Consider the following 24,178-nt stretch of genomic DNA (forward strand, 5'->3'; position numbering starts at 1 on the left):
GGTGAGCGAAGACGCGAATACCCCGTCGGGCGAAATATCCGCTATGTCGCGGCGCGCCAGCGCCCGACATAGCGGGCCGGCCCGCCCGTGGTTAAAGCGTTGCCAGCCGCGACTCCCGCTGGGCAGACTCGATCGCCTCGCCACGGGTGTCGCCCAGCCACACGACCGGGCCGACCGGGTGGCCGATGCGGATCAGCTGGCCGGTCTCGTCCGTCCAGGCCACCATCGGGACCGGCTGCATGCTGTCCATCTGCCAGCCGATCACCCGGCCGGCCAGGACCTCGTTGTCGGCGCTGGTGGCGAGCCACAGCGGCACGTTCTGCGCAATGATCGTCATGCCAGGGTGATGCCCCGGTAACGGAGGGTACAACCATGGACACACTTGAAGACCTGCTCGCCGAGGCCGCGGCGGCGCCCGTCGACGGCTGGGACTTCTCCTGGTTCGACGGGCGGGCGATCGAGGAGCGGCCGCCGTGGGGGTACGCCCGGCGCCTCGGCGAGCGGCTGCGCACCGCCACCGCGGCCCTCGACATCCAGACCGGCGGCGGGGAGGTCCTGCGCACGGCCCTCACGGCGGCCGGGACCGTGCCGGCGACGGTCGCGGCGACCGAATCCTGGCCGCCCAACATCGCCCTGGCCCGGGCCGCGCTCGCACCGTTCGGCGGGGTCGTCGAGGAGGCGGCCGACGACGGGCCGCTACCGTTCCCGGCGGACACGTTCGACCTGGTCAGCAGCCGGCACCCGACGGTCGCCGGATGGGCCGAGATCGCGCGGGTGCTGGCACCCGGCGGGACGTACTTCGCCCAGCACGTCGGCGTGGGCACCGCCGCCGCGGTCACCGACTTCATGATGGGCCCGCAGCCGGTCGGCGACGGGCGCAGCGTGCAACGGGCCCGGGCGGGCGCCCGGGCGGCCGGGCTCGAGGTCGTGGACGTGCGCGAGGCCACGCTGAAGCTCGAGTTCTACGACGTGGCGGCGGTCGCGGTGTACCTGCGCAAGGTGATCTGGATCGTCCCGGGCTTCACCATCGCGCGGTACCGCCGGCAGCTCGCGGCGATGCACGAGCACATCGGGCGGGAGGGCGCGTTCCGGGCGTCCACGGCGCGGTACCTGATCGAGTGCCGTAAGCCACACACCGTGACGGGACGGTGAACACACGATCCGGGGGCGAGGATAGTTTGTCGGCAGAAGCACACCCGCCGTTGCTGCCAGGAGACTTCTCATGAGCGACTCGCCCGTCAACGTCACCGTCACCGGCGCGGCCGGCCAGATCGGCTACGCGCTGCTGTTCCGCATCGCCTCCGGGCAGCTGCTCGGCGCGAACACCCCGGTCAAGCTGCGCCTGCTGGAGATCCCGCAGGCCGTCCGGGCCGCCGAGGGCACCGCCCTGGAGCTCGAGGACGGGGCGTTCCCGCTGCTCGCCGGCGTCGACGTGTTCGACGACCCGAAGGCCGCCTTCTCCGGCACGAACGTGGCCCTGCTCGTCGGCGCCCGGCCCCGCACCAAGGGCATGGAGCGCGGCGACCTGCTCGAGGCCAACGGCGGGATCTTCAAGCCGCAGGGCGAGGCCATCAACGCGGGCGCCGCCGACGACATCAAGGTCCTCGTCGTGGGCAACCCGGCCAACACCAACGCCCTCATCGCCCAGCGCCACGCCCCCGACGTGCCGGCCGACCGGTTCACCGCCATGACCCGCCTCGACCACAACCGGGCCCTGTCTCAGCTGTCGCGCAAGCTGTCGGTCCCGGTGTCGCAGATCCGCAAGCTGACGATCTGGGGCAACCACTCGGCGACGCAGTACCCGGACCTCTTCCACGCCGAGGTCGGCGGGCGCAACGCCGCCGAGGCCGTGAACGACGAGCAGTGGCTGGCCGAGGAGTTCATCCCCCGGGTCGCCAAGCGCGGCGCCGAGATCATCGAGGTCCGCGGCGCGTCGTCGGCCGCCTCCGCCGCGTCGGCCGCGATCGACCACGTCTACGACTGGGTCAACGGCACCGCCGAGGGCGACTGGACGTCGGCCGCGATCGTCTCCGACGGCTCCTACGGCGTGCCCGCCGGCCTGATCTCCTCGTTCCCGGTCACCTCGTCCGGCGGATCGTGGCAGATCGTCCAGGGCCTGGACATCAACGAGTTCTCCCGCGCCCGCATCGACGCGTCGGTGGCGGAGCTGGAGGAGGAGCGCCAGGCCGTCGAGCGCCTCGGTCTCATCTAGACGCAGCGGTTGTACCGCCAGAGGGTGGGGACGGCACCATACGGGCCGTCCCCACCGCTGTGTCCGCAGTAGGCTTCGGCGGTGAACGCTGCGGCGGATACGGACCTGCCCATCGCGGAGAAGCGGCGCGCCCGGCGCATCCTGCGCCTCCTGCAGACCCGCTACCCCCGGCACCGCCTCGAGCTCGACTTCGACTCGCCGCTGCAGCTGCTCGTGGCGGCCACGCTCGCCGCGCAGACCCTCGACGAGCGGGTCAACGCGGTGCGGCCGGTGCTCTTCGAGCGTTACCCGGCCGCCGCCGACCTGGCCGCGGCGGTGCCGGAGGAGATGGAGCAGATCCTCGTGCCGGTCGGGTACTACCGGCAGAAGACCCGCAACGTCATCAAGCTCGCGACGGTCCTCGTCGAGCGGCACGCCGGGGCGGTGCCGGAGACCCTCGAGGAGCTCGTCGCCCTGCCGTGGGTCGGGCGCAAGACCGCGAACATGGTCCTGGGCAACGCGTTCGGCCAGCCGGCGATCTCCGTCGACACCCACGTGTCACGGGTCGTGGCCCGGCTCGGCTGGGGCCCGGAGAAGGACGTCGGCGCGGCCGAGGCGGCGCTGCAGGCCCGCTACGACAAGCGGGACTGGGTCGCCGTCAACCAGCTGCTGATCCTGCACGGCCGCCGGACCTGCCACTCCCGCCGACCGGCCTGCGCGGCCTGCCCGCTGGCGCCGGAGTGCCGGTCGTCGGCGCTGGGTGAGCAGGACCCAGACAAGGCCCGGGCACTGCTCAAGGACGGCGCGCCCGCTCAGCCCTGATCCCGGCGGCCGGGACCTTCGCCCAGAGGGTCTCGCCGTCGTCGTCCCACACGCCCGCGACCCGGCCCCGGTGCACGACGACCGGGGAGATCCAGCCCGCCGCCCGGCTCACCCGGGCGCGCTGCTCCGGCGGGATGATGCGCGTGTCGGCGGTCCCGGGGCCGAGGACGAACTGGTCGAAGGCGGGCAGGAGCCGTACACCCTCGAAGGGTTTGGGGGTCTGCAGCGTTTCGAGGTCCTCCGAGCGGGCGTAGAGCCGCTCCCCCTCGACGTCGACCTCGGCGATCACCCCGTCGGCCAGCAGCTCGGCGAACCACGCCCGCAGCGCCGCCGGCTTCGACCGGCCGCGGATGAGCCACCTGTCGAACGTGGCCGCCGACGCCGGACCGTACGCGCCGAGGTACGCGGGGATGACACTGCGCGCCGCCGCGGCGGGCTGCGGGAGGCCGTCCCAGGCGGGCTTGCTGAACGTGACGCCGGTGGTGCCGTACACGAGCAGCCCCTGCCAGGCGACCGGCTTGAGCACCGTGCCCCAGCCGGACCGCAGGTGCTCCCCCAGTGCGGGGTCCCCGGCGTGCTCGACGATCGCGGCGGTGAGCTCCTCCCGGGTCAGCTCGCGCCCGTCGAGCACCTCCGCGGCGGCGGCGGTGACCTTCTCCATCTGCGCCGCCGTCACGAACGTCCGCTGCCACGAACCCGTCTCCCAGGTCCGCGCGGCCCCGAGGAGGGCGAGCTGGGCCCGGGCCGGCTCCGGCGGCAGCAGGTGCAGGGTGCCGCGCACAGTCCAGGTCTTGACCAGCCGCCGCTCGGCGAGCGCCGCCCCGACCGACCCGGGGTCGGGCGTCTCCTGCCGCGCCGCGACCGCCTGCTCGGCCGCCGACGCGACCTGCGCCTGCACCCCGCCGAGCCGCGTGACAACGGCGACCGGGTCGGCCGCCTCCGCCGGTCGGTGCAGCCACTGCTGCCGGCAGCGCCAGTGCAGCACGTCGTCCCAGGTCACGGAAATGGTCACGGCGCCACGGTACAGAGACCGTGACGCCGTGACTGATGTGCTGGTGCATGTGGGCACGCCGGCCGGCCGTTGGAGCCGAACTGCCGGGCGTTGGAGCCGATACGTCGAAGCGTTGGAGCCGATATGTCGGGCGCTTCGCGCCGCGCTGCGCTCGACATATCGGACTTATCGCCTGTCAGGGTATTTGCCCGTTTTGCCGCGATCAGACGGTCGTCGGGACGAAGTCCGGGACCGCCGGGTCGTCGGCCGGGCGCAGGGCGAGGGCCAGGACGTCGGCCACGTCGGCGAGGGCGTGGACGGTGAGCTGGCTGCGCACCTCCTCCGGCAGGTCGTCCAGGTCGGGCTCGTTGCGCTTCGGGATGATGACCTCGGTCAGGCCCGCGCGGTGGGCGGCCAGGAGCTTCTGCTTCACGCCGCCGATCGGCAGGACCCGGCCGGCCAGGGTGACCTCGCCGGTCATGCCGAACTCGGGCCGCACCGGCCGGCCGGTCGCCAGGGACGCGAGGGCCGTGACCATCGTGATGCCGGCGCTCGGGCCGTCCTTCGGCACCGCACCCGCCGGCACGTGCAGGTGGATGCGGCGCCCGGCGAGCTCGTTGGGGTCGATGCCGAGCCGGCGCCCGTTGGAGCGCAGGTACGACAGCGCGATGTGCGCCGACTCCTTCATCACGTCGCCGAGCTGACCGGTCAGGGTCAGGCCGGGCTCGCCCTCCATCGAGGTCGCCTCGATGAACAGCACGTCGCCACCCGCCCCGGTGACCGCCAGGCCGGTCGCCACGCCGGGGACGGCGGTGCGCTCGGCCGACTCCGGCGTGAACCGGGCCCGCCCCAGGTAGGTCGCGACCTCCTCGACGCCGACGTGGACCGGTGCCGGGTCGGCGGCCAGGGCCACCGCGACCTTGCGCAGGATCTTGGCCAGGGCCCGCTCCAGCTGCCGCACCCCGGCCTCGCGGGTGTGCTCGCCGGCGATGCGGCCCAGCGCCTCGTCGGAGATCGTGAAGTCGGCGGCCTCCAGGCCGGCCCGCTCCAGCTGCCGGGGCAGCAGGTGATCCCGGGCGATGGCGACCTTCTCCTGCTCGGTGTACCCGTCCAGCGCGACGAGCTCCATACGGTCCAGCAGCGGTCCGGGGATGGTCTCGATCACGTTCGCGGTGGCCAGGAACAGCACGTCGGACAGGTCCAGGTCGACCTCGAGGTAGTGGTCGCGGAAGGTGTGGTTCTGCGCCGGGTCCAGCACCTCGAGCAGGGCCGCGGCCGGGTCACCGGCGTAGCCGGCGGCGAGCTTGTCGACCTCGTCGAGCAGCACGACCGGGTTCATCGACCCCGCCTCGCGCAGCGCCCGCACGATCCGCCCGGGCAGCGCGCCGACGTAGGTGCGCCGGTGCCCGCGGATCTCGGCCTCGTCGCGGACGCCGCCGAGCGACACCCGCACGAACTTGCGCCCGAGCGCGCGGGCCACGGACTCGCCGAGGCTCGTCTTGCCGACCCCGGGAGGGCCCGCGAGAGCGAGCACGGCGCCGGAGCCGCGGCCGCCGACGACCTGCAGGTTCTTCTCGGCGCGGCGGTTGCGCACGGCGAGGTACTCGAGGATGCGGTCCTTCACGTCGGCCAGTCCGGCGTGGTCGGCGTCGAGCACGGCGCGGGCCGCGGCCAGGTCCGTGTTGTCTTCGGTCCGCTCGTTCCACGGCATTTCCAGTACCGTGTCGAGCCAGGTCCTGATCCAGCCGGCCTCGGGTGACTGGTCGCTGGCCCGTTCGAGCCGCCCGACCTCCCGCAGGGCCGCCTCCTTGACCTTGTCCGGCAGCTCGGCGGCCTCGACCCGGGTCCGGTAGTCGGCGGACCCGTCGGGCTCGTCCTCGCCCAGCTCCTTGCGGATGGCCGCGAGCTGCTGGCGCAGGAGGAACTCCCGCTGCGTCTTCTCCAGACCCTCGCGAACGTCATGGTTGATCTTCTCGTTGACCTGCTGCTCGGCCGCGTGCGCGCGGGCCCACTCGACGAGCAGCTCCAGCCGCGCCGTCACCTCGGGCGCCTCGAGCAGTTCGATCTTCTGCTCCAGCGTCAGCCAGGGCGCGTACCCCGCCGAGTCCGCCAGCTCCGACAGGTCGGTCATCTTCTCGACGGTGTCGATGACCTGCCAGGCACCGCGCTCCTGCAGCACGCCGATGACGAGCGCCTTGTACTCCCGGGCCAGCTCCCGCGCCTTCCCGGCCGGCGCCGCCTCGACGACCTCGGCCGCCTCGACCCACAGCGCCGCCCCGGGCCCCGGCACGCCGGCCCCGATCCGCGCCCTGCTCAGGCCCCGAATCACCGCCGCCGGCTCCCCACTGGGCAGCCGCCCGACCTTCTCGAGCACGGCCACGACACCGTGCGAACCGTAAGCTCCGTCAACCCGCGGCACGGCGAGCACCCGCTTGTCCCCGGCCGCCCGAGCCGCGTCGACGGCCGCCTGCGTGGAGGCGTCGAGCGTGACGGGAATGACCATGCCGGGCAGCAGGACGTCATCGTTGAGCGGAAGAACCGGAAGCGTAGCCATCAGACACACCTGCCATCAGTGTTGGGTTGAGCGTGTCAGGCTTAAGTTACAAACCGTTCCCCTTGTTCCCGGCGGGAACCTCGGTGTGACCGGCGCCATAATTCCGTATTGCCCCCACCGTCCCGGCTTGGCGGGTGCCGCGCGTTGCCCCCGCGAGCTGGATGGTTGAGCGGCCACCGTTCGGCCCGGGAGCTGTATGGCACTGAGCGCGCCGTGGGGAGCGTCGACCGGTGCGACACCGCGGTGCCGATATGACGGGCGCTGAGCGCAATGCGGCCGGGTGCCATCTGTCGAGGTTCGCGCTCGCCGGCTTGCCTGCGGCCAGTCCGCGGCACACTATGGCCCGCGTTCGCAGCGCACTGCGGCCAGTCCGCGGCACACTGTGACCCGCGTTCGCAGCTCACTGCGGCCTGCGTCCGCGGCGCATTGCGGCCCGCGTTCGCAGCTCACTGCGGCCTGCGTCCGCGGCTCGGTTCGGCTCACGGGCCGAATATGGGCCCCAGGACGCAGACGCCCACGACGAGGAGCAGCGGGAGCAGTATGACCGCCAGCACGACGAGCGCTCGACCCCGCGCGGAGCGAAGCCGGGAGCGCCGCGCCAGGTTCACCGCGGCCGGTCCACCCTCCGGCGGCATCTCCACACCGCGGCCACCGGCGAGCCGGGCGAGGAGCACGTTGACGGCCTCGGGAGTCGCGCCCCACGTGCTCAGGTCGGTAACGACATCCTTCGGCCCGCGGCGGACGAGCGCGGCGAGCAGGTGCTCGGTGCCGATGTGCGGGGCCTTCTCGGCGAGGGACATCTGCGCTGCCGCTTCCACTATCGCTCGCATCGCCGCGTCGAACCGCACCGGTGACGACCGCCCGCCATCCGCACCGGCAGCCGGCCCGTCGCCGTGCATTTCCGCGGTCGGCTGTTCGCCATCCGGACCTGCAGCCACCGGCGCGTCGCCACGGATAATAGGAGTTGATTGCTCGCCTCGCGGGGCCATGGGCGGAATTACTGGATTACCGATTGCGGTAATCCACCGACGGTAATCCGCGCCGGACTGGCCCGGCGACTCCGGCGTGGCAGCCCCGCCAGTCGATGCCGAGGCCGCAGATGCCGCGGGCGCAGATGCCGAGGCCGCAGGTGCCGCGGGGGCAGGTGCTGGGGTTGAAGAAGAGGTCGAGGTTGAGGCCGCGGCTGGCGCAGAGTCTGCGGCCGGGTCCGAGGCCGTAGCTCCGGTTGAGACTGTGGTTGGGGTTGAGGCCGTAGCTGCGGTTGAGGCTGCGGTGGAGTTTGCGGCTGGGACCGGTGGCGGGCGGGTTGCGGACCAGATCGCGGCGGTATTGCCGATCGGGTGGGCTGCCAGAGCGGCGGCGAGGTCGGCGGGGCGCATCTCGGACCGGTCGATGGCGATCGCGCGCTGCGCCATGAGCGCGAGGACCTGGCGCGCTTCGGCTGTTACCCGTTCGAACATGACGCATGTTCTACCGGATCATGGCGCTGGACCGAATATGGCCGACTGGTCCGCCTCATCCATCGGGCCTCGGCATCCAATTAGCCTCGCCTCTGCGCCACACCGATCCGGGTCGCACAGATCCGGGTCGCAAGGGTCCGGGTCGCAGTCACCGAGCGCCATCGCCGTCGGCATCCGCGTCCGCGTCGGCAACCGATCCCCGTCCGCGTCGGCATTCCCATCCGCGTCGGTGGCGGCGTCGGACCGGACTGCGCAACGGCCGCCACGGCGACAAGCGCCGTCACCGGGCCTCGATATGCCCGCCGCACCACGCTCGGGGAGGCCGGCCCCTCGACGAAATACCGGTATTGGCGGCTCCCGTGGCGAGCACGGGCGGCGGGCCCTCATGCGCCCGCCGGATCACGCCCACAAGGCTGAGCCCGCGCCGGGGGCCGCCGGCACGATTGCCCGCTGCGGCCCGGCGCGCCGCTACAGAGCACCGGGCCCAGTCCGCCCGACAAGCGCGAACCAGCAGCGACGGCACCGACGGAGCGGATGACCCAACGCCGGCCGCCGCCACCGGATGCACGGGACCACGCGGGCACCGGTGCGGGCGCCGACAAGGTGAGCCTCGCGAAAGCGCACGGCCAAGAGCGCGCGCCGGGCGTCACAGGCTTCAGGTCAAGGCGGGGACCTCGTACTCCGGCAGGTCGAACGCCGTCGCGGTGCGGGTGGCGAAGTACTTGAAGACGCGGCGCATCGGGGGGACGTAGCGGATGGTCTTGAAGAAGCGGTTGCGCTGGGCGATCTTCTTCCAGGTGGTCGGGACCAGGAAGTCGGGGCTGCCGCCGGCCTGCTTCTGGCCGGTTGCCACGTACGGGCGCATGAGGGTTTCGTAGCGGGCGAACGCGGCCCGGTGCTCGCCGCGGGCCCTGTCGAGCTCGCCGGCCAGGACGTGGGCGCCGACGACGGCCAGGCCGGTGCCGTTGCCGCCGGGGCCGCCGGCGAACCCGGCGTCGCCCAGGAGGACCACGCGGCCGCTGGACCAGGAGTCCAGGTGGATCTGGGTGGACTCGTCGAACCAGAAGTCGGCCGCGGCGTCCATCGCGTCGAGCAGCTCGGGGGTGCGCCAGCCGACGCCGGCGAAGCGCTCGCGGATGATGCGGCGCTGCTGGGCGGTGTCGCGGTGGTCGAAGCCGAGGCCGGGCTCGTAGAAGCTCAGCGAGACGATCTGGTCGCCGCCGTGCGGGGACATGACCGTCACGGACCGGCCGGGCTCGCTGTACATGATGCCGCTGCGGTGCAGGTGCATCGTCGCGGGCATCGTGAAGATCCCGCCGTACACACCGAGGGGTCTGGTGTGTTGCGGGCTGTCGCCGAAGACCAGGCGGCGCACGCCGGAGTGCACGCCGTCGCAGCCGGCCACGAGGTCGAAGCGCCGGCGTCGGCCCGAGGCGAAGTCCACGTCGACGCCGGCGTCGTCCTGGGCGATCGCGGTGATGTGGTCGCCGAATCGGTACCGCACGCGCTCCCTCGTCGCCGCGTACAGCACCGCGGCCAGGTCGCCGCGCAGCACCTCCAGGTCGCCGCTGAAGATCGCCGAGGGCAGCGCCGCCACCTGGGCACCCGTGCCGTCGACGATGGCGATGTCGCCCATGTGGGTCGCGCGCACCTCCAGGGCCGCCCGCAGGCCCATGCGGTTGAGGGTCTCCAGGTGTACCGCCCCGCGGAAGTCGACCGCGTAGCCGCCCCCGCGCAGCGCCGGGGCCTTCTCCACCACCGTCACGTCGTGGCCGTACCGGCTGAGCCAGAGCGCCAGGGCCGGACCGGCGACGCTCGCACCCGAAATCAGGATGTCCATGCGGCGACCATACGCGCGTCCTACACGTTTGTATAGAACGTTCGTGTAGCACAGCCGTATAAGACCTAGGATCGGCTCTCATGGGACATCGCGAGGACCTCCTGGAGGGTGCGGTCCGCTGCATCCTCGAGAAGGGGTACGCCAGCACGACCGCTCGCGACATCGTCGAGGCGTCGGGCACGAACCTCGGCTCGATCGGCTACCACTACGGCGGCATGGCCAACCTGATGGCCGCCGCCCTGGAACGCGCCGTCGAGGCGTGGGGGCTGTCGCTGGCGAACGCGATCATGACGGCCGGGGCCGACGGGCTGACCGGCGTGGAGCGGTTCGAGCGGTACTTCGAGCACATGATCGAGAGCGTCAAGAGCCAGCGGCCGCTGATGCTGGCGACGTTCGACGCGTTCCTGCAGGCCGAGCAGTCCGAACCGGTCAAGCGGATGCTCGTGGAGGGGATGCGCGGCGCGCGGCGGCTGTGGGCGCAGGTGTTCCACGGCATCGACGGCGCGGCCGAGCCGGCCAAGGCCGACCTGGTCGGCTCGTTCTACCAGGCGCTCATCAGCGGTGTGCTGACCCAGGTGCTGATCGACGCCGACGACGCCCCGACCGCCCAGGACCTCAGCGCGGCCGTGCGGATCGTGGCCGCGAGCTTCTGAGCCGCTACGCGACCTTGACCACGACGGTGGTGGCGTTGTCGCGGCCGCCCGCCTCCAGGGACGCGGCGACCAGCTCGGACGCCATCACGTCCGGCGGGGCGCCCGAGCCGAGCGTGCGCTCCATGAGCTGGTACGGGACCTGCTCGGCGATGCCGTCGGTGCACAGGCAGTACACGTCGCCGGGGAACATCGTCACGCTCAGCACGTCCGGCTCCGGCAGGCCCGGGTGGCCGATGAACCGGTGCAGCTGGTAGCGGGCGGCGGCGGCCTGCGGGGAGTCGGCCGGATACCAGCCGTGGACGGCGCCGAGCCAGGCCGCGGTGTGGTCGACGGTGAGCAGCTCCAGGAGGCCGCCGCGCAGGCGGTACACCCGGCTGTCGCCGATCTGCGTGACCCAGGCGCCCGTCGCGTCGGCGACGAGGGCGGTCAGCGTGCAGCCGGTGAGCTCGCGCAGCTCCTGCCCGGCCGCGCGGACGCGGCGCTGGGCGTCGGCGACCGCGGCGAACAGAGGCGTGGGTTCGAACGGGCCGCGGTGCTGCTGCACGGCGGCGGTGAAGACGTCGACGGCCATCCGCCCAGCGGTGCGGCTGCCCTCGCCGGCGCCCATCCCGTCGGCGACAACCGCACACAGCCCCGGACGGCGGTGCAGCTCGGCGGCGTGCAGCACGTCGAAGTTGGCCGGGTAGCGCCGGCCGACCTCCGTGGCGGCCCCGACGCTGAGCTGGCGCCCGGCCCCGGAGACCTCGATCGTCATCGTCATCGTCGGCCAGGGTATCCGGTGTCCGGCCGCCCGGGTGGCCCACCGTTCATCGTCCGTTCAGCGCGAATCAGTGACGTTCGTCGCTGTCCCCGGCGTACGCGTGGATCATCCACGTTCCGTCGTCGCGCGGTGACCACCCGTCGACCTGGCCGCCGAGTTCGGCGAACAGCACCACCCGGTCGTACAGCCAGTCGGCGAAGTCGTCCTGCTCCTCCACGCTGAGGCCGGTCCGCACCGCCGCGCCGAACGTGATGAGCGTGGTGCCCTCCAGCGGCGAGGCGCCGAGCACGCCGCACGCGCCCTCCGGCAGGTCGAGGTCGTCGCGCTCCTCGACCTCGATGAACCCGCCGTCGGGCATCTCAACAAGGAATGCCATCGGCCACCACGCTACCTGTGGGGCGGGCGGGGCGGCGGTACAGTGCCCGGATGGACCCGGCGGCGGCGCTTCCGGCCCCGCTGAGCTCCCTGATCGGGCGGGACGCCGAGGTGCGCCTGGCCGCGCGCCGGCTGGCCCCGGGCCGCCTCGTCACGCTCGTCGGCCCGGCCGGCAGCGGCAAGACCCGGGTGGCCGTCGCGGTCGGGGCGGCCGCGCCGGGCCCGGTCCGGTTCCTCGATCTGTCGACAATGGACGATCAGGACCCGGCCGGCTTCGTCCTCGACAGCCTGGGTGTGGCCCGGCGCCCGGACCGGACGCCGTTCGAGACGCTGCTCGCGGCCCTGGACGCGACAGACGCAGCGGGGGTACCGCCGGTGCTCATCCTCGACAACTGCGAGCACGCGGCCGCCGCGGTCGCCCGCTTCGCGGGGCACCTGCTCGACGCCCGCCCGGCCCTGCGCATCCTGGCGACGAGCCGGCAGCCGCTCGGCCTGCCCGCGGAGACGGTCCTCGGCATCCACCCCCTCGACCCGGCGAGCGCGCTGCGCCTGTTCGAGACCCGCATGTTCGAGCGCACCGGCCACCCGCTGCCACCGGCCCACCGCCCCGCCGCGGCCGCGATCTGCGCCGCCCTCGACGGCCTGCCGCTCGCGGTGGAGCTGGCCGCGGCCCGCGCCGCCCTCCTGTCGGTACCCGAGGTCAACCGCCTCCTCGCCGACCGCTTCCGCGTCCTGGCCGACGCCAAGGCCCCCGGCCCCGCGCATCACCGCACCCTGCGGGCCGCCCTCGACTGGAGCTACCAGCTGCTCTCCCCCGACAAGCAGGCCCTCCTGCGCCAGCTCGCCGTCTTCCAGGGCGGCTGGGACCCCGCCGCCGTGGCGACGCTGCCCGCCTACCGCCCCGGCCTCCTGCAGGCCCTGGCCGAACGCTCCCTCCTGACCACCCCCGAACCCCCACTCCCACCACCGGACCGCGCCGCCGCACCCCACCCGCGCCCGGCCGACCCACCACCGCCCGCCTCCGGACCCACGCCACCGTCCGGCCCGGCGCCAATCACCCCGCAACGCCCGCCGTCGACCGGCTCCGCAGCGCACGACTCGGACCGCACGCCGCCGTCCGGCTCGCCAGTAGCCGACTCAGCGGCGGGCGGCGCGAGCAGCGCGGGCGGCGCAGGCGGGGCGGGCACGGGCAGTTCGGGCGGGGCGGGTCCGCAGCGTTCGGCTGAGGCGGCGCTTGGCGGCCTGTCGCAGCGGCCAGGTCCGGTGGGCGGAGGGCAGTCCGGGGCTGCGCGGGGGCGGATGTTGCAGACGATCAGCGCGTACGCCGCCGCCCGCCTCGCCGAGCACCCCGACGAGGCGGCCGCCGCGCACCGGGCCCATGCTGCGTTCCACCTCGACCTGGCCGAGCGGGCGGCGGCCGGCATCCGCGGCCCGGACCAGCGCGCCTGGCTGCGGACCCTGGCCGTGGAGCAGGACAATCTTCGCGCCGCCCTGGTCCGCCTGGCCGCCGAGCCGGGGCCCGCGCTCGACACCGACCTGCGCCTGGCCGCCGCGATGGCCCCGTTCCAGCACTTCACCGGCGGATACTCCCAGGGCCGCCGCTGGCTCACCGACGCACTTGCCCGCCGCCCGGACGCCCCGGCCCCGGCCCGGGTCGCCGCGCTCGGCGCCGCGGCCACGCTCGCGATGCTGGCCTGCGACTACCCGGCCGCGGCCGCCCTGGCCCACCGCGCGCTCCCCCTCACCTCCGGCGACGATCCGGCCCAGCGCGGCCCGCTGCTCACCCTCCTGGGCAGCGTCGAGCGGGAACGGGCCCGCTACGAGACGTCCCGCGCCCATCTGGACGAGGCCCGGCAGCTGTACCGCAAGGCCGCCGACGCCTGGGGTGAGGGCCGCGCGACCCAGCTGGCCGGGGCCACGGCCTGGCTGTCCGGCGACCTGGACGCGGCCGCGGAGCTCCTCGCCGCGAGCCTCACCGCATTCCGTGACCTGGCCGACGCCGAATCCGCCGCCTCCTGCCTCACCCACCTGGGCGCCGTGGCCCACTACCGGGGCGACGGGCGCACCGCCCGTCGCCACCTCGACGACGCCCTGGCCGGCTTCACGGAGCTCGGGTTCCCGGAGGGCGTCGCGTGGGCTCAGGACCTGCTGGCCCGCGTCGAGCTGGCCGACGACCGCCTCCCCGCGGCCGCCGAGCGCCTCCGGGCGAGCCTGACGATCCACCGCCGGGTCGGCGACCGCTGGCGCACCGCGAGCGTCCTGGAGGCCCTGGCCGAGTGCCGCCGCCGGGCCGACGACCCCGCCCACGCCACCGCCCTGCTGGCCGCCGCCGACGCCCTCCGCCACGAGATCTCCGCACCGACCCCGGCCTGCGAGCAGCCGGCCCGGGCGGCCACCGAGGCCGCTCTCCGCGCGGCCCTGCCGCCGGCCGACTACGCCCGCGCGTACCGCTTCGGCGCCCGGACCGCCCTCGACGACCTCCTCCCCCTGAGCACCACCCCGCCCCGCACCTCCGCACCGGCATCTGCGTAGTTCCGCCGCCGCGAACCACGCCGCCCGCCGAGACTCAAACGGTGACCACGATCGGCTCCGCCCCCGTCCCCCCGGACCCGCCCCTGGTCCGCACCACCCCACCACCAGCTCCAGCCCCGCCCGGCCCGGCCGCACCGACCGCACCCGCGGCACCGTCGGCACCGGCCGCTCCGGGCGCGGCTCTGACCCCGTCGACCCCGCCCCTCCTGCCACCCGACGGCCCGCTTCCGGGCGCCCCGACCTCGGCCGCCACCCTCCAGCAGGTCCTCACCACCCTCCTGACCCGGGCCGAGACAGCCATGGACCGGGCCCTGCTCCAGATCCTGTCCCGCCTCCCCCAGCCTGCAACCCCGCCGCCGCCCGCCACCCCACACCCGGCGACGCCGCCAGCCACAACCCCGCAACCACCCACCGCACCGAACGCCCCGACAGCACCGGCGACGCCGCCGGGCCCAACCCCGCAACCACCCGCCGCACCGGGTCAACCCACCGCACCGAACGCGCCGGCAGCGCCCGCCCGGCCCACGCCACCGGCTCAACCCTCTGCACCGCCGGCGCCGGCTCAACCCTCTGCACCGCCGGCGCCGGGACAGCCCGCCGCACCGCCGGCGTCGGGCCAGCCGCCACCGCCGCCCGCTCAAGGGCCCGCTCAGCCCCCGAGGTCATCACCGCAGAGTCCGCCGCCGCCGACCCCCGGCCCGGCGGACACCCCAGCGGACACCCGCCCGTCCCCGCCGCCCGTGCCCCAGGCCACCGGCCGCCCGGGTCCGCCGCCTTGGTTCACCGATCCCGGCACCGGCCGGCTGCCGCCCCCGACCGGTCCTGATCCGGGCCGCGCCGGCCGGCCGGTGGCGCTCGTCGGGCCGAACACCGGGCGCCTCGACCTGCCGGCCGCCCTCCTCGAGCCCGCAACCGGCGTCGACCCGCCGGGCCGGGCCGCCGTCCGGGGCTGGGAGGCGGTCACCGGCCTCGCCGCACCCGCGCAGCGGCACGCGATCGACGATCTCCGGGTGCTGCTGCCCGCGGATGCGGCGGTGCGCCGGGAGGTCGTGCGTGAGGCGGTGACCTGGCTGGCCGCCAACCTCGGGGACCCGCGCCTGGTCGCGGCCCGGTGCGCCGAGCTCGGGCCGGCCGCCGCCGCGCTCGGGGTGCCGCCGCAGCGCCTCGAGGCCCTGGCCATCCTGCTCGTCGACGCGCTGCGGGCCAATCCGCCCGCGCCGCCGCTGCGGGCCGACGAGGAGGCCGCCCTGCGCGACGCCGGGCGGCTGATCGCCCGGTGGGCCGAGGCCGGCGTCGACGCGGCCGGGCACGAGCCGGTCCACTGGAGCGCGACGGTCACCGCGCACGACCGGCGGCGGGCGGACATGGCCGTGCTGACGCTGCGGACCTACCTGCCCTACCCGTGCCCGCCGGGCCTGCGGGCCGTCGCCGGTATCGCCGCGCTCCCGGGCCGTGCCCGCGAGTGCTGGGTCGGCAACCGGCCCGCGGTCGACGGCGTGGTCGAGGTGCACGTCGCGCTGCACCGCGACGATCCGGTGGGGGCCGAGCTCGTCGAGCGGACAAGGGTCGGTGACCGCATTGACCTGTACCGGCCGACCGGCTCCCCGGTGCCGCTCGACGACGACGCCCCGCTGCTGCTGATCGCCGACCGGGACGCCGTCGGCCCGATCCGCGCCGCCCTCACCGCCCTCCGCGCCGCCCGGACCGCCACCGCCGGGCCCGCCACCACGCCCCCGGACGCCGCGGGGCCCGGCACAGCACGGCCCGGCCGCGCGGAGCCCACCACCGCCCGGCCCGGCAGCGCGCAGGCGAGCGCGGCGACCGGTCCGGGGCATCGAGCGGCGGGCTCAGGCCGGGACGGCTCCGGCGCGGACCGGCGGGCGCCCGACGTGACGGTGTTCTGGCCCGCACCGGTCGAGCGGGACGTGTACCGGCTGGCCGACCTGGCTCCGGAGGGCACGGTCGTGATCCGGGACCGGTTCGCCGACGACGGGCGCGACTGGTCGGGGCATGCGGTGTTCGTGGCCGGCACCACGGCCGCGAACACCGCCGTGACCGCTCGGCTCCGAGCCGCCGGAGTGGCGCCGGAGCGCCTGGTCGTCGCCGGCATCGGCTGACACCTTAACGCTACGCAATGTGATCGCCATGTCACTCAAGCGGGTGAAATCCGGACGGCCGGCCCGGGGCGGCTGAGCGCCGCCATATCGCATCGCCGGGCCCCGCGGGGAGATTCGCCGGGATTGCGGACGAACGGTCGGCGGCTGCTTACTTTCAGGCCATCTGCCCGACTTCGTGGAGGTGAGATGGGATTCCGGAAGGGTGTCGCCGTAACGCTCGTCGCGGGTGCGGTCGCGGCGGGCGCGGCGATTCAGGCCGGGCCCGCGTTCGGGGCCGAGAGCGGCATGGTGCGCGGGGTCGTGGCCCTGACCAACACCATGCGGGCGCGGTCCGGGTGCGGGCCGGTGTCGTCAAGTCCGCGGCTCAGCTGGGCCGCCTGGCAGCACTCGCGGGACATGGCCGGGCGCGGCTACTTCTCGCACGGGTCGCCCGGGGGCGGCTCACCCGGCAGCCGGGTCCGGGCGGCCGGATACAGCTGGTCCGCCTACGGCGAGAACATCGCCTGGGGCCAGCGGGACGCGCGGGCCGTCATGAACGCGTGGATGAACAGCCCGGGACACCGGGCCAACATCCTCAACTGCCGGTTCCGCAATGTGGGTGTGGCCGTCGCGTACGACTACCGCGGCGTGCCCTACTGGACCCAGGACTTCGCGAGCCCCTGGTAGTCCGGCCAGCCCGGCTCCGCCGGCCCGCCGCTGCGCGCGGGCTACCCCGGAGCCGGGCTGCGGCATGAATTTCGTATGAGTCCGCAGGTGTCAACGACCCCCGCCAGGGAAGAGCCTGCCCGGGACACGCGCCAGCCGAGCCGGACGCTCCCACCCTGACAACTCGCAGTAGTTGTTTGAACACTCCATGCCGTAACGCTGCCGCACCGCGTTCGCGACGGCCGCCGTCGACACCGGCCGCGACAGCCGGTTGCCGCGGCCGGTACGCTGCGCGATCCGCCCGGGAAACGACGCCGGAAAACAGCGCTCGGCGAACTCGCCGGGGATTTGTGCGGCACTTCTTTTTCCGGGGACCGCGGCGACGGGCGTTGGCACCGGCAGTACCAGAGAAAACGCTTGCGAAAATCACCGGCAAACACCGATCAACATCGATTCTGTACCGTCGCGGCTGTCGAATTCCGCCCCGCGGAGCACGATCTGGCGCCGGCGCGGCCGAGCGCCGTGAACCGGCGGGCATCCAGCGGGTTCCCATCCAGAGTTCACCGCCCGTTGTCCTCGAACCCTGGACAGGACGGCCGGATGACCGCCTAATTGAATGCACCTCGCCCGGCACCCGCCCGCCGGCCGGGCCCGCCGCAACACCCCACCGCCTCGCACCGCGCACCTGAACGATCACTTTTCTCATGCGTAATACCACTCTGGGTAGCACGCACCCTTCTTCCGGGAGGCCGCCGTGAACGACACGACACCCGCCATCCTCCTCACCGAAGCCACCGCCTCCGCCTATGTCGCCGCCGCCGGATTCCGGGTCGGGCCGGTCGGGCGGGTCGGGGTGGAGCTGGAGTACTGCGTGCGCGATCCGCGGCGGCCCTCGCATCGCCCCGCGCCGGCCGAGCTGCTCGGGCTCCTGGCGCACCTGGGCAGCCCGCTTCCGGGCGGCAGCGTGGTCACCGTCGAGCCGGGCGGGCAGCTGGAGCTGTCCAGCTCGGTCGGCGCCTGCCTGTCGGACTGCACGAACGCGCTCACCGCCGACCTGGCGCTGGTGCGCGTGGTCCTCGCGGAGCACGGGCTGTACCTGGACGGGACGGGCCTGGACATGGCGCGGCGGCCGCGGCTGGTGACGGATCACCCGCGCTACGTGGCCCTGGCCGAGTACCACGACCGGTCGGGCGCGCGCGGGCGCACGGTCATGACGAACTCGGCGTCGATCCAGGTGTGCCTCGACGCCGGCACCGACGGTGCCGAGGCCGACGACTGGTCGCACTTCACCCGCCGCTGGTGGCTGGCCGACGCGATCGGGCCGGTGATGATGGCCGCGTTCGCGAACTCGCCGCACGTCACCCGGGCCGGGCGGCGCTGGGTCTCCTACCGCCAGGCGCTGCGCTTCGGCACGGATGCGAGCCGCACCCGCGCGCCGCGGCGCACCGGTGACCCGCGCCAGGCGTGGGCCCGCTACGCCCTCGCCGCGAAGGTCGCCATGGTCGCCCCCGCCGGCGACGACCCGGCCGCCGCCGAGCCCGGCGCCCGCTGGCACGTGCCGCACGGCCTGACGATGCGCGACTGGCTGCGCGGGCACGGCCCCCGGCCGGTGACACTGAGCGACCTGGAGCGGCACCTGGGCACCCTCGTCCCGCCGGTGCGGCCGCGCGGCTACCTGGAGCTGCGCATGCTCGACCAGCAGGCCGGCGACGACTGGGTGGTCCCGGCGGCCGTCGTCACCGCGCTGCTCGACGACCCCGAGGGCGCCGCCGCCGCGGCCGCCGCCACCGAGCACCTGCGCTCCCCGCTGCGCCGCCACCGCGACTGGCTCGGCGCCGCCCGCGACGGGCTGGCCGACCCGGCCACGGCCGCCGCCGCGCTTGCCTGCTTCACCGCCGCCCAGGCCGTCCTCGCCCGCCGCCGGGCGCCGCTGCCGATCCGTGACGCCGTCGCGAGCTTCGCCGACCGCTACGTCCTGCGGGGCCGCTGCCCGGCCGACGACGCCCCCCAGGCCCCACAGCGCCGCCCCCGCCGCGTCGGGGTCGTCTCGGCGGGCTGACCGGTGCCGGCCCGGAGCGCCGCCCGCGCGCTCCGGGCCCGCGCGAGCGCCTCCCGCCCGCGCCGCGGCGACGCCGAGTGACGTCCCCGACCGCGCACGGTGCGACACCGGCGGGTGTCGGCGCGGCGGTGGCGCGAGGGCGGTGTGGTATCAACGGGGTGACCAGACCCCGGCTTCGAGGAGTCATGTCCGTGCGCGACATCGCCGTGTTCAGTGGCAGCGCGCACCCGGCGCTCGCAGAGGAGATCTGCGCGCAGCTCGAGGTGCCGCTCCTGCCCGTCCGGGTGGATCGATTCGCCAACGACTGCCTGGAGGTGCAGCTGCAGGCCAACTGCCGCGAACGGGACGTGTTCCTGATCCAGCCGCTCGTCCCGCCCGTGCAGGAACACCTGGTCGAGCTGCTGCTCATGCTCGACGCGGCCCGCGGGGCATCGGCCGCGCGCACGACGGTGGTCATGTCGCACTACGCGTATGCGCGCTCCGACAAGAAGGACGAGCCGCGCATCTCCATCGGCGGGCGCCTCGTCGCCGACCTGCTCTCCGCCGCCGGGGCCAGCCGGGTGCTCACGCTGACGCTGCACTCGCCGCAGGTGCACGGGTTCTTCTCGGTGCCGGTGGACCACCTGCACGCGCTGCGGGAGCTGGCCGGGCACTTCGCCGGGCACGATCTGGGCAACGCCGTGGTGGTGTCGCCCGACCTCGGCAACGCCAAGCCCGCCTCCGCCTTCGCCCGGATGCTGGGTGTACCGGTGGCCGCCGGCGCCAAGCAGCGCTTCTCCGACGACCGCGTGGTCATCAGCACCGTGATCGGCGACATCGAGGGGCGCGACGTGATCGTGCTCGACGACGAGATCGCCCGCGGCAGCACCGTGTTCGAGCTCATCGACAAGCTCCGCGAGCGCGACGCGGCGAGCATCCGGGTCGCGTGCACGCACGGGCTGTTCACCGGCGACGCCCTCCAGCGCCTCCAGGACCAGCCCGACGTCCTCGAGATCGTGTGCACCAACAGCGTGCCGCTGCCCAAGGACAAGTGGGTGCCGAAGCTGCGGGTGCTGTCGATCGCGCCGGCCATGGCGGAGGCGATGCGGCGGATCCACAACGGCGAGTCGGTGAGCTCCCTGTTCCACTGACGGCGCCCGCCCGGTGTCCGATGTCCGAAGTTCGGTTGTCGGCCGCGATCGTCCATGATCGGATACCGGGAGTGAGCGCCAATCCCGTGACCGTCGACGTGCTGGGGCCGCTGCGGGTGCGGGTCGCCGGGGCGGTGGCCGACATCGGCGGGCCCCGGCAGCGGGCGGTCCTGGCCCGGCTCGTCGCCGCGGGCGGGCACGTGGTGCCCACGGACCGCTTCATCGACGACCTGTGGCAGGGTGAGCCGCCGCCGAAGGCCCTGGCCGCCCTGCAGGTGTACGTGTCGAACCTGCGCCGCGTCCTCGAGCCCGGCCGCGCCCCGCGCACGCCGGCGACGGTGGTGGTGTCGGCGGCGCCCGGGTACGCGCTGCGGCTGCCCGACGAGCAGGTCGACGCCTGGCGCTTCGAGGCGCTGCTGCGCGAGGGCAGCGAGCTGGCCGAGGCCGACCCGCGGGCCGCGGACCGGCTGCTGCGGGCGGCCCTCGACGCGTGGGCCGGGCCCGCGTACGCCGAGTTCGCCGACGAGGGCTGGGCCGGGCCCGAGGCGACCCGCCTCGAGGAGCTGCGCCTGGCCGGGGTCGAGGCGGCCGGCCGGGTCGCGCTGCGGCTGGGCCGGGCCGCGCTCGTCGTCCCCGAGCTGGACCGCCACGTCCAGGAGCACCCGCTGCGCGAGGCGGCCGTGCACGTCCTGGCCACCGCCCTCTACCGGGCCGGGCGGCAGGCCGACGCGCTCGCCGTGCTGCGCCAGGCCCGCGACCGCCTCGCCGACGAGCTCGGCGTCGATCCGGGGCCGGCGCTGCGGGCGCTTGAGGCCGACGTCCTGGCCCAGGCCGACCATCTGGCCGCGGACGCCGCACCGGCACCGGCGGCGACACCCGCACCCGCGCCCGCGCGGCGGCCGGGCGCGCCGGCGGACCCGGCGCGGGCGGAGGCGATCGGCCGGGACGAGGAGCTCGCCGCGCTCATGTCGGCCGCGCTCGCGGTACAGGCTGAGGGTCTTCGGATCGTGTGGCTCGGTGGTGAGGCCGGCGCGGGCAAGTCGACGCTGGCGCGGGCGTTCGCGGCGGCGCTGGCCGACCGGGGCTGGCCGGTCGCGTGGGGGCGCTGCCCGGAGGTCGACGGCGCGCCGCCCGCGTGGGCGTGGGCCGAGGTGCTCGCCGGTGACGCGGCGGCCGCCGACGGGCCCGGCCTCGACCAGTTCCAGCTGGCCCGGGCGGTGAGCGAGCGGCTCGGTGCGGGCGGGTCGCTGCTCGTCGTGCTCGACGACGTCCACCGGGCCGACGGTGAGACGCTGCAGATCCTGCGCCACGTGGCGGTGGCGCTCGCGGCCCGCGCCGTGCTCGTCGTGGCGACGTTCCGCACCGGGGAGGACCAGCCGCAGCTGCAGGCGGCCCGGGCCGCCCTCGCGGGCCCGCGCTCCAGCGAGCTGCTGCTCGGCGGGCTCCGCGCGGACGCGGCGGCGCGGGTCCTGGCCCGGCACCTCGGGGCGCCCGTCGACGACGCGGTCGCGGCTGTCGTGCACGAGCGGACCGGCGGCAACCCGCTGTTCCTGGCCGAGACGGCCCGGCTGATCTCGGCCGAGGGGGCCGGCAACGCGGTGCGGGCCATCCCCGCCGGAATCGGGCACGTCCTGCGGCGGCGCCTGGCCCGGCTGCCCGCGCCCGCGCAGACGGTGCTGCGGCACGCGTCGATCCTCGGCCGCGACGTCGACATCGACGTGCTCGCGTCGGCGTTCACGGAGGGCGAGGACGCGGTGCTCGACGGGCTCGAGGCCGGGGTCCTGGCCGGGCTGCTGGAGGAGCCGGCGCCCGGGCGCGTGCGGTTCGGGCACGCGCTGCTGCGCGACGTGCTCTACGACGACATGCCGCAGCTGCGCCGCCGGCGGCTGCACGAGCGGGTCCTCGCCGTGCTGGAGCGGACCAGCCCGCACGACGTCGCCGCGCTCGGCCACCACGCCCTCGCCGCGGCGACCCCGGCCACGGCGCGGCGGGCGGCCGGGCACGCGTCCGCGGCGGCCCGGCAGGCGGCGGCGGCCTTCGCGCACCGGGAGGCCGCGCAGCTGTACGCGGCGGCCCTCGACGCCCTCGCGCTGCACCGCCCGGCCGCCGGCGAGCCCGCCGACGCGGACGGGCTCCGGCTCGACCTGCTGTGCGGGCTGGCGTCGGCCCGCGCGAACTCCGGCGACATGCTCGGCGCGCGCACCGCCCGGTGGGACGCCGTGCAGGCCGCGCCCGGCGGCGACACCATCGGGCGGGCCCGGGCCCTGGCCTCGTTCGACGCGCCGGTGGCCTGGTCGATCCGGGTCGCCCGCGGTATCGACAGGCCCCTCGTCGAGCTCCTGGAGCGGACCCTGGCCCGACCCGCGCTGCCGCCGCTGCTGCGGGCCCGCCTGCTCGTCGCGCTCGTCTACGAGCTGGAGGGCGACGAGCTCGCCCGCTGCGACGAGGCGAGCGCGGAGGCGCTGCGCATCGCCCGCGCCGAGGGCGACGCCCCGGTGCTGTGCCAGGCCCTCAACGCGCGGTACTTCGCCGTGCTCAACCCGCAGCGCCGGCACACCCTGGCCGCGGTCGGCGCGGAGCTGCTCGAGGTCGCGCAGCGGGCCGGGCTGCTGGGCTTCCAGGCGCAGGCGCACCACGTGCTGTATCAGGCCGCGCTCGAGCGCAGCGACCTCGCCCTCGCCCAGCAGCACCTGGACCGGGCCCTGGAGCGCTCCACCGCCGGGCAGCTCGGGGTGACGCTGTCCGTGATGGCGATCCTCGGCGCGATCCGGGCCCTGTTCGCCGGCGACCACGCCACGGCGGAGCGCATCTACACCGAGCTGGGGCAGCGCATCGAGGCGGCCGGGCAGCCCAACGCCGCCCTCGTCAGCCTGATCGGCGTGTTCTTCGTCCGGCTCACGCAGGGCCGCGGGCACACGCTGCTGGCGATGCTGGAGCCGCTGCGCACGCTGCCCACCGCCGAGGCCGAGGCCGGTGAGCTCATCGCCCGCGCCCTCGTCGACGCGGGCCGCCTCGACGAGGCCCGCGCGGCCTGGCGGCCGGACCGGCCGGTCCGCGAGGACTACTACTGGCTGGCGATGACGGGCCTGCGCGGTGAGAACGCGGCCGCGCTCGGTGACCCGGTGGTGGCCGCGCGGTGTTACGAGCAGTTGCTGCCGTGGGCCGGGCAGTTCGTCGGCCTGGCCAGCGGGACGGCGCCCGGGCCGCCGGTCGACCTGGTCCTCGGCCGGCTCGCCACCGTGCTCGGCCGGCCCGCCGACGCCCACTTGCGGGCGGCCGCCGACCTCGCCGCCCGGACCGGCGCCACGCCCTGGATGCAGCCGCGGCCCGGCGCCACGCCCGCAATGTAGCCGCGGCCCCTGGCCACGCCCGCAATGTAGCCGCGGCCCGGCGCCTCAGCCGAAGATGAGCCGCTCACGGCGCAGGAAGCCGGGGCGGACGGCGGCGAGCATCAGGCGCAGCACCGGGCCGGCCAGCCGGTACAGCTCCTCCAGCTCGGCCGCTGTCGCGTAGCGCTCGATGCGGGGCAGCTCGAAGCCCAGCTTCCCGCCCTTGCGCACCGCGGTCTCGACCTGCTGCCATTGGGCGCCGGAGACGTAGCGGCGGATCACCGGGAACACCGTGCGCTCCTCGTCCTCGATGTGCTCGGCCAGCAGGTCCCGCAGCGTGGCCAGGGAGTCGGCGAGCCGGGCGGCGGCAGCCCGGTCGGCCGGGGCCGCGGCGAGGGCGGCGGCCTGCGCGCGGATGCGCTCGAGGAGCGGGTCGAGCTGGGCGTGGTCGTCGGTGAGCTCGGCCAGGTCGACCTCGGCGCCGGCGGTGGCGTTGAGGATCGGCCACAGCACGTCGTCCTCGGCCCGGTGATGGTGGTGGATGCCGTCGCAGAGCGTGGCCAGGTAGCGGTGGACGGCCTTCGCCCGGGCCGGCGTGGCCGGGACGCGGCCGTCGGCGATGTCCCGGGTGACCTGGGCGAAGCGGCGGGCGTCGCCGACCATCGAGCGGTGGTTGACGGTGATGCCGACGAGGTTCGGTGCGGAGTTCGTCATGGGTAC

The 24,178-nt window shown here is 75.0% G+C and carries 18 protein-coding genes; 10 read left to right on the forward strand and 8 right to left on the reverse strand.

The window, feature by feature from the left end; all coding sequences use genetic code 11:
* Positions 1 to 91: 91 nt before the first annotated feature.
* Complete coding sequence (locus Dvina_RS27840; protein ID WP_223092291.1) at positions 92 to 337, reverse strand: hypothetical protein; 246 nt, start codon at positions 335 to 337, stop codon at positions 92 to 94.
* A gap of 35 nt (positions 338 to 372) precedes the next feature.
* Here Dvina_RS27840 and Dvina_RS27845 point away from each other — a divergent pair, with 35 nt between their 5' ends.
* From Dvina_RS27845 to nth, 3 genes are all read left to right on the forward strand, one after another.
* Positions 373 to 1,152, forward strand: coding sequence for a class I SAM-dependent methyltransferase (locus Dvina_RS27845; protein ID WP_223092292.1), 780 nt, complete (start codon positions 373 to 375; stop codon positions 1,150 to 1,152).
* 70 nt (positions 1,153 to 1,222) lie between these two features.
* A complete protein-coding gene (locus Dvina_RS27850) occupies positions 1,223 to 2,212 on the forward strand; it encodes a malate dehydrogenase (RefSeq protein WP_223092293.1) in 990 nt (329 codons plus the stop codon).
* An 81-nt stretch (positions 2,213 to 2,293) separates the two neighbouring features.
* The gene (gene nth, locus Dvina_RS27855) at positions 2,294 to 3,013 is read left to right on the forward strand and encodes an endonuclease III (protein WP_223092294.1); all 720 of its coding nucleotides are present in this window, start codon (positions 2,294 to 2,296) and stop codon (positions 3,011 to 3,013) included.
* Here nth and Dvina_RS27860 read toward each other — a convergent pair.
* The 4 genes from Dvina_RS27860 to Dvina_RS27875 all read right to left on the reverse strand — a co-directional run bounded on the left by Dvina_RS27860 (position 2,985) and on the right by Dvina_RS27875 (position 9,858).
* Positions 2,985 to 4,025, reverse strand: coding sequence for a winged helix DNA-binding domain-containing protein (locus Dvina_RS27860; RefSeq protein ID WP_246655363.1), 1,041 nt, complete (start codon positions 4,023 to 4,025; stop codon positions 2,985 to 2,987). The two genes, nth and Dvina_RS27860, sit on opposite strands and share 29 nt — an antisense overlap.
* A 202-nt stretch (positions 4,026 to 4,227) precedes the next feature.
* A complete protein-coding gene (lon, locus tag Dvina_RS27865; protein ID WP_223092295.1) occupies positions 4,228 to 6,558 on the reverse strand; it encodes an endopeptidase La in 2,331 nt (776 codons plus the stop codon).
* 479 nt (positions 6,559 to 7,037) lie between these two features.
* Positions 7,038 to 7,358 carry a hypothetical protein gene (locus tag Dvina_RS27870; RefSeq protein WP_223092296.1) on the reverse strand — a complete coding sequence of 107 codons (321 nt, stop codon included), beginning with the start codon at positions 7,356 to 7,358 and terminating at the stop codon, positions 7,038 to 7,040.
* Between the two features lie 1,315 nt (positions 7,359 to 8,673).
* Positions 8,674 to 9,858 (reverse strand): FAD-dependent monooxygenase, encoded by a 1,185-nt coding sequence (locus Dvina_RS27875; RefSeq protein ID WP_223092297.1) that lies wholly within the window; start codon positions 9,856 to 9,858, stop codon positions 8,674 to 8,676.
* An 80-nt stretch (positions 9,859 to 9,938) separates the two neighbouring features.
* On the opposite strand from Dvina_RS27875, the gene Dvina_RS27880 reads away from it, so the two are divergent.
* Positions 9,939 to 10,511, forward strand: a complete 573-nt coding sequence (locus Dvina_RS27880; RefSeq protein WP_223092298.1) for a TetR/AcrR family transcriptional regulator — start codon at positions 9,939 to 9,941, stop codon at positions 10,509 to 10,511.
* Positions 10,512 to 10,515: 4 nt separating this feature from the next.
* On the opposite strand, the gene Dvina_RS27885 is transcribed toward Dvina_RS27880, so the two are convergent.
* Positions 10,516 to 11,271 carry a PP2C family protein-serine/threonine phosphatase gene (locus tag Dvina_RS27885; RefSeq protein ID WP_223092299.1) on the reverse strand — a complete coding sequence of 252 codons (756 nt, stop codon included), beginning with the start codon at positions 11,269 to 11,271 and terminating at the stop codon, positions 10,516 to 10,518.
* A 67-nt stretch (positions 11,272 to 11,338) separates the two neighbouring features.
* Complete coding sequence (locus tag Dvina_RS27890) at positions 11,339 to 11,647, reverse strand: hypothetical protein (RefSeq protein ID WP_223092300.1); 309 nt, start codon at positions 11,645 to 11,647, stop codon at positions 11,339 to 11,341.
* A gap of 50 nt (positions 11,648 to 11,697) precedes the next feature.
* Here Dvina_RS27890 and Dvina_RS27895 point away from each other — a divergent pair, with 50 nt between their 5' ends.
* The 6 genes from Dvina_RS27895 (at position 11,698) to Dvina_RS27920 (ending at position 23,479) form a co-directional block, all read left to right on the forward strand.
* Positions 11,698 to 14,178 carry a hypothetical protein gene (locus tag Dvina_RS27895; RefSeq protein WP_223092301.1) on the forward strand — a complete coding sequence of 827 codons (2,481 nt, stop codon included), beginning with the start codon at positions 11,698 to 11,700 and terminating at the stop codon, positions 14,176 to 14,178.
* Between the two features lie 848 nt (positions 14,179 to 15,026).
* Entirely contained in the window at positions 15,027 to 16,295 is a 1,269-nt protein-coding gene (locus tag Dvina_RS27900) for a hypothetical protein (RefSeq protein WP_223092302.1), read from the forward strand.
* A gap of 186 nt (positions 16,296 to 16,481) precedes the next feature.
* Positions 16,482 to 16,961 (forward strand): CAP domain-containing protein, encoded by a 480-nt coding sequence (locus Dvina_RS27905; protein ID WP_246655364.1) that lies wholly within the window; start codon positions 16,482 to 16,484, stop codon positions 16,959 to 16,961.
* 733 nt (positions 16,962 to 17,694) lie between these two features.
* Positions 17,695 to 18,999 (forward strand): glutamate-cysteine ligase family protein, encoded by a 1,305-nt coding sequence (locus tag Dvina_RS27910; protein WP_223092303.1) that lies wholly within the window; start codon positions 17,695 to 17,697, stop codon positions 18,997 to 18,999.
* 191 nt (positions 19,000 to 19,190) lie between these two features.
* Positions 19,191 to 20,129 (forward strand): ribose-phosphate diphosphokinase, encoded by a 939-nt coding sequence (locus Dvina_RS27915; protein WP_223105756.1) that lies wholly within the window; start codon positions 19,191 to 19,193, stop codon positions 20,127 to 20,129.
* A gap of 71 nt (positions 20,130 to 20,200) precedes the next feature.
* On the forward strand, positions 20,201 to 23,479 hold the full coding sequence (locus Dvina_RS27920; protein ID WP_223092304.1) for an ATP-binding protein: 3,279 nt from the start codon (positions 20,201 to 20,203) through the stop codon (positions 23,477 to 23,479).
* Between the two features lie 45 nt (positions 23,480 to 23,524).
* On the opposite strand, the gene Dvina_RS27925 is transcribed toward Dvina_RS27920, so the two are convergent.
* Positions 23,525 to 24,172: a hemerythrin domain-containing protein gene (locus tag Dvina_RS27925; RefSeq protein WP_223092305.1), complete on the reverse strand. Its 648-nt coding sequence runs from the start codon at positions 24,170 to 24,172 to the stop codon at positions 23,525 to 23,527.
* Positions 24,173 to 24,178 lie beyond the last annotated feature (6 nt).

Origin of the sequence: Dactylosporangium vinaceum, assembly GCF_019904175.1 — a bacterium.
Taxonomy (GTDB): Bacteria; Actinomycetota; Actinomycetes; order Mycobacteriales; family Micromonosporaceae; genus Dactylosporangium; species Dactylosporangium vinaceum.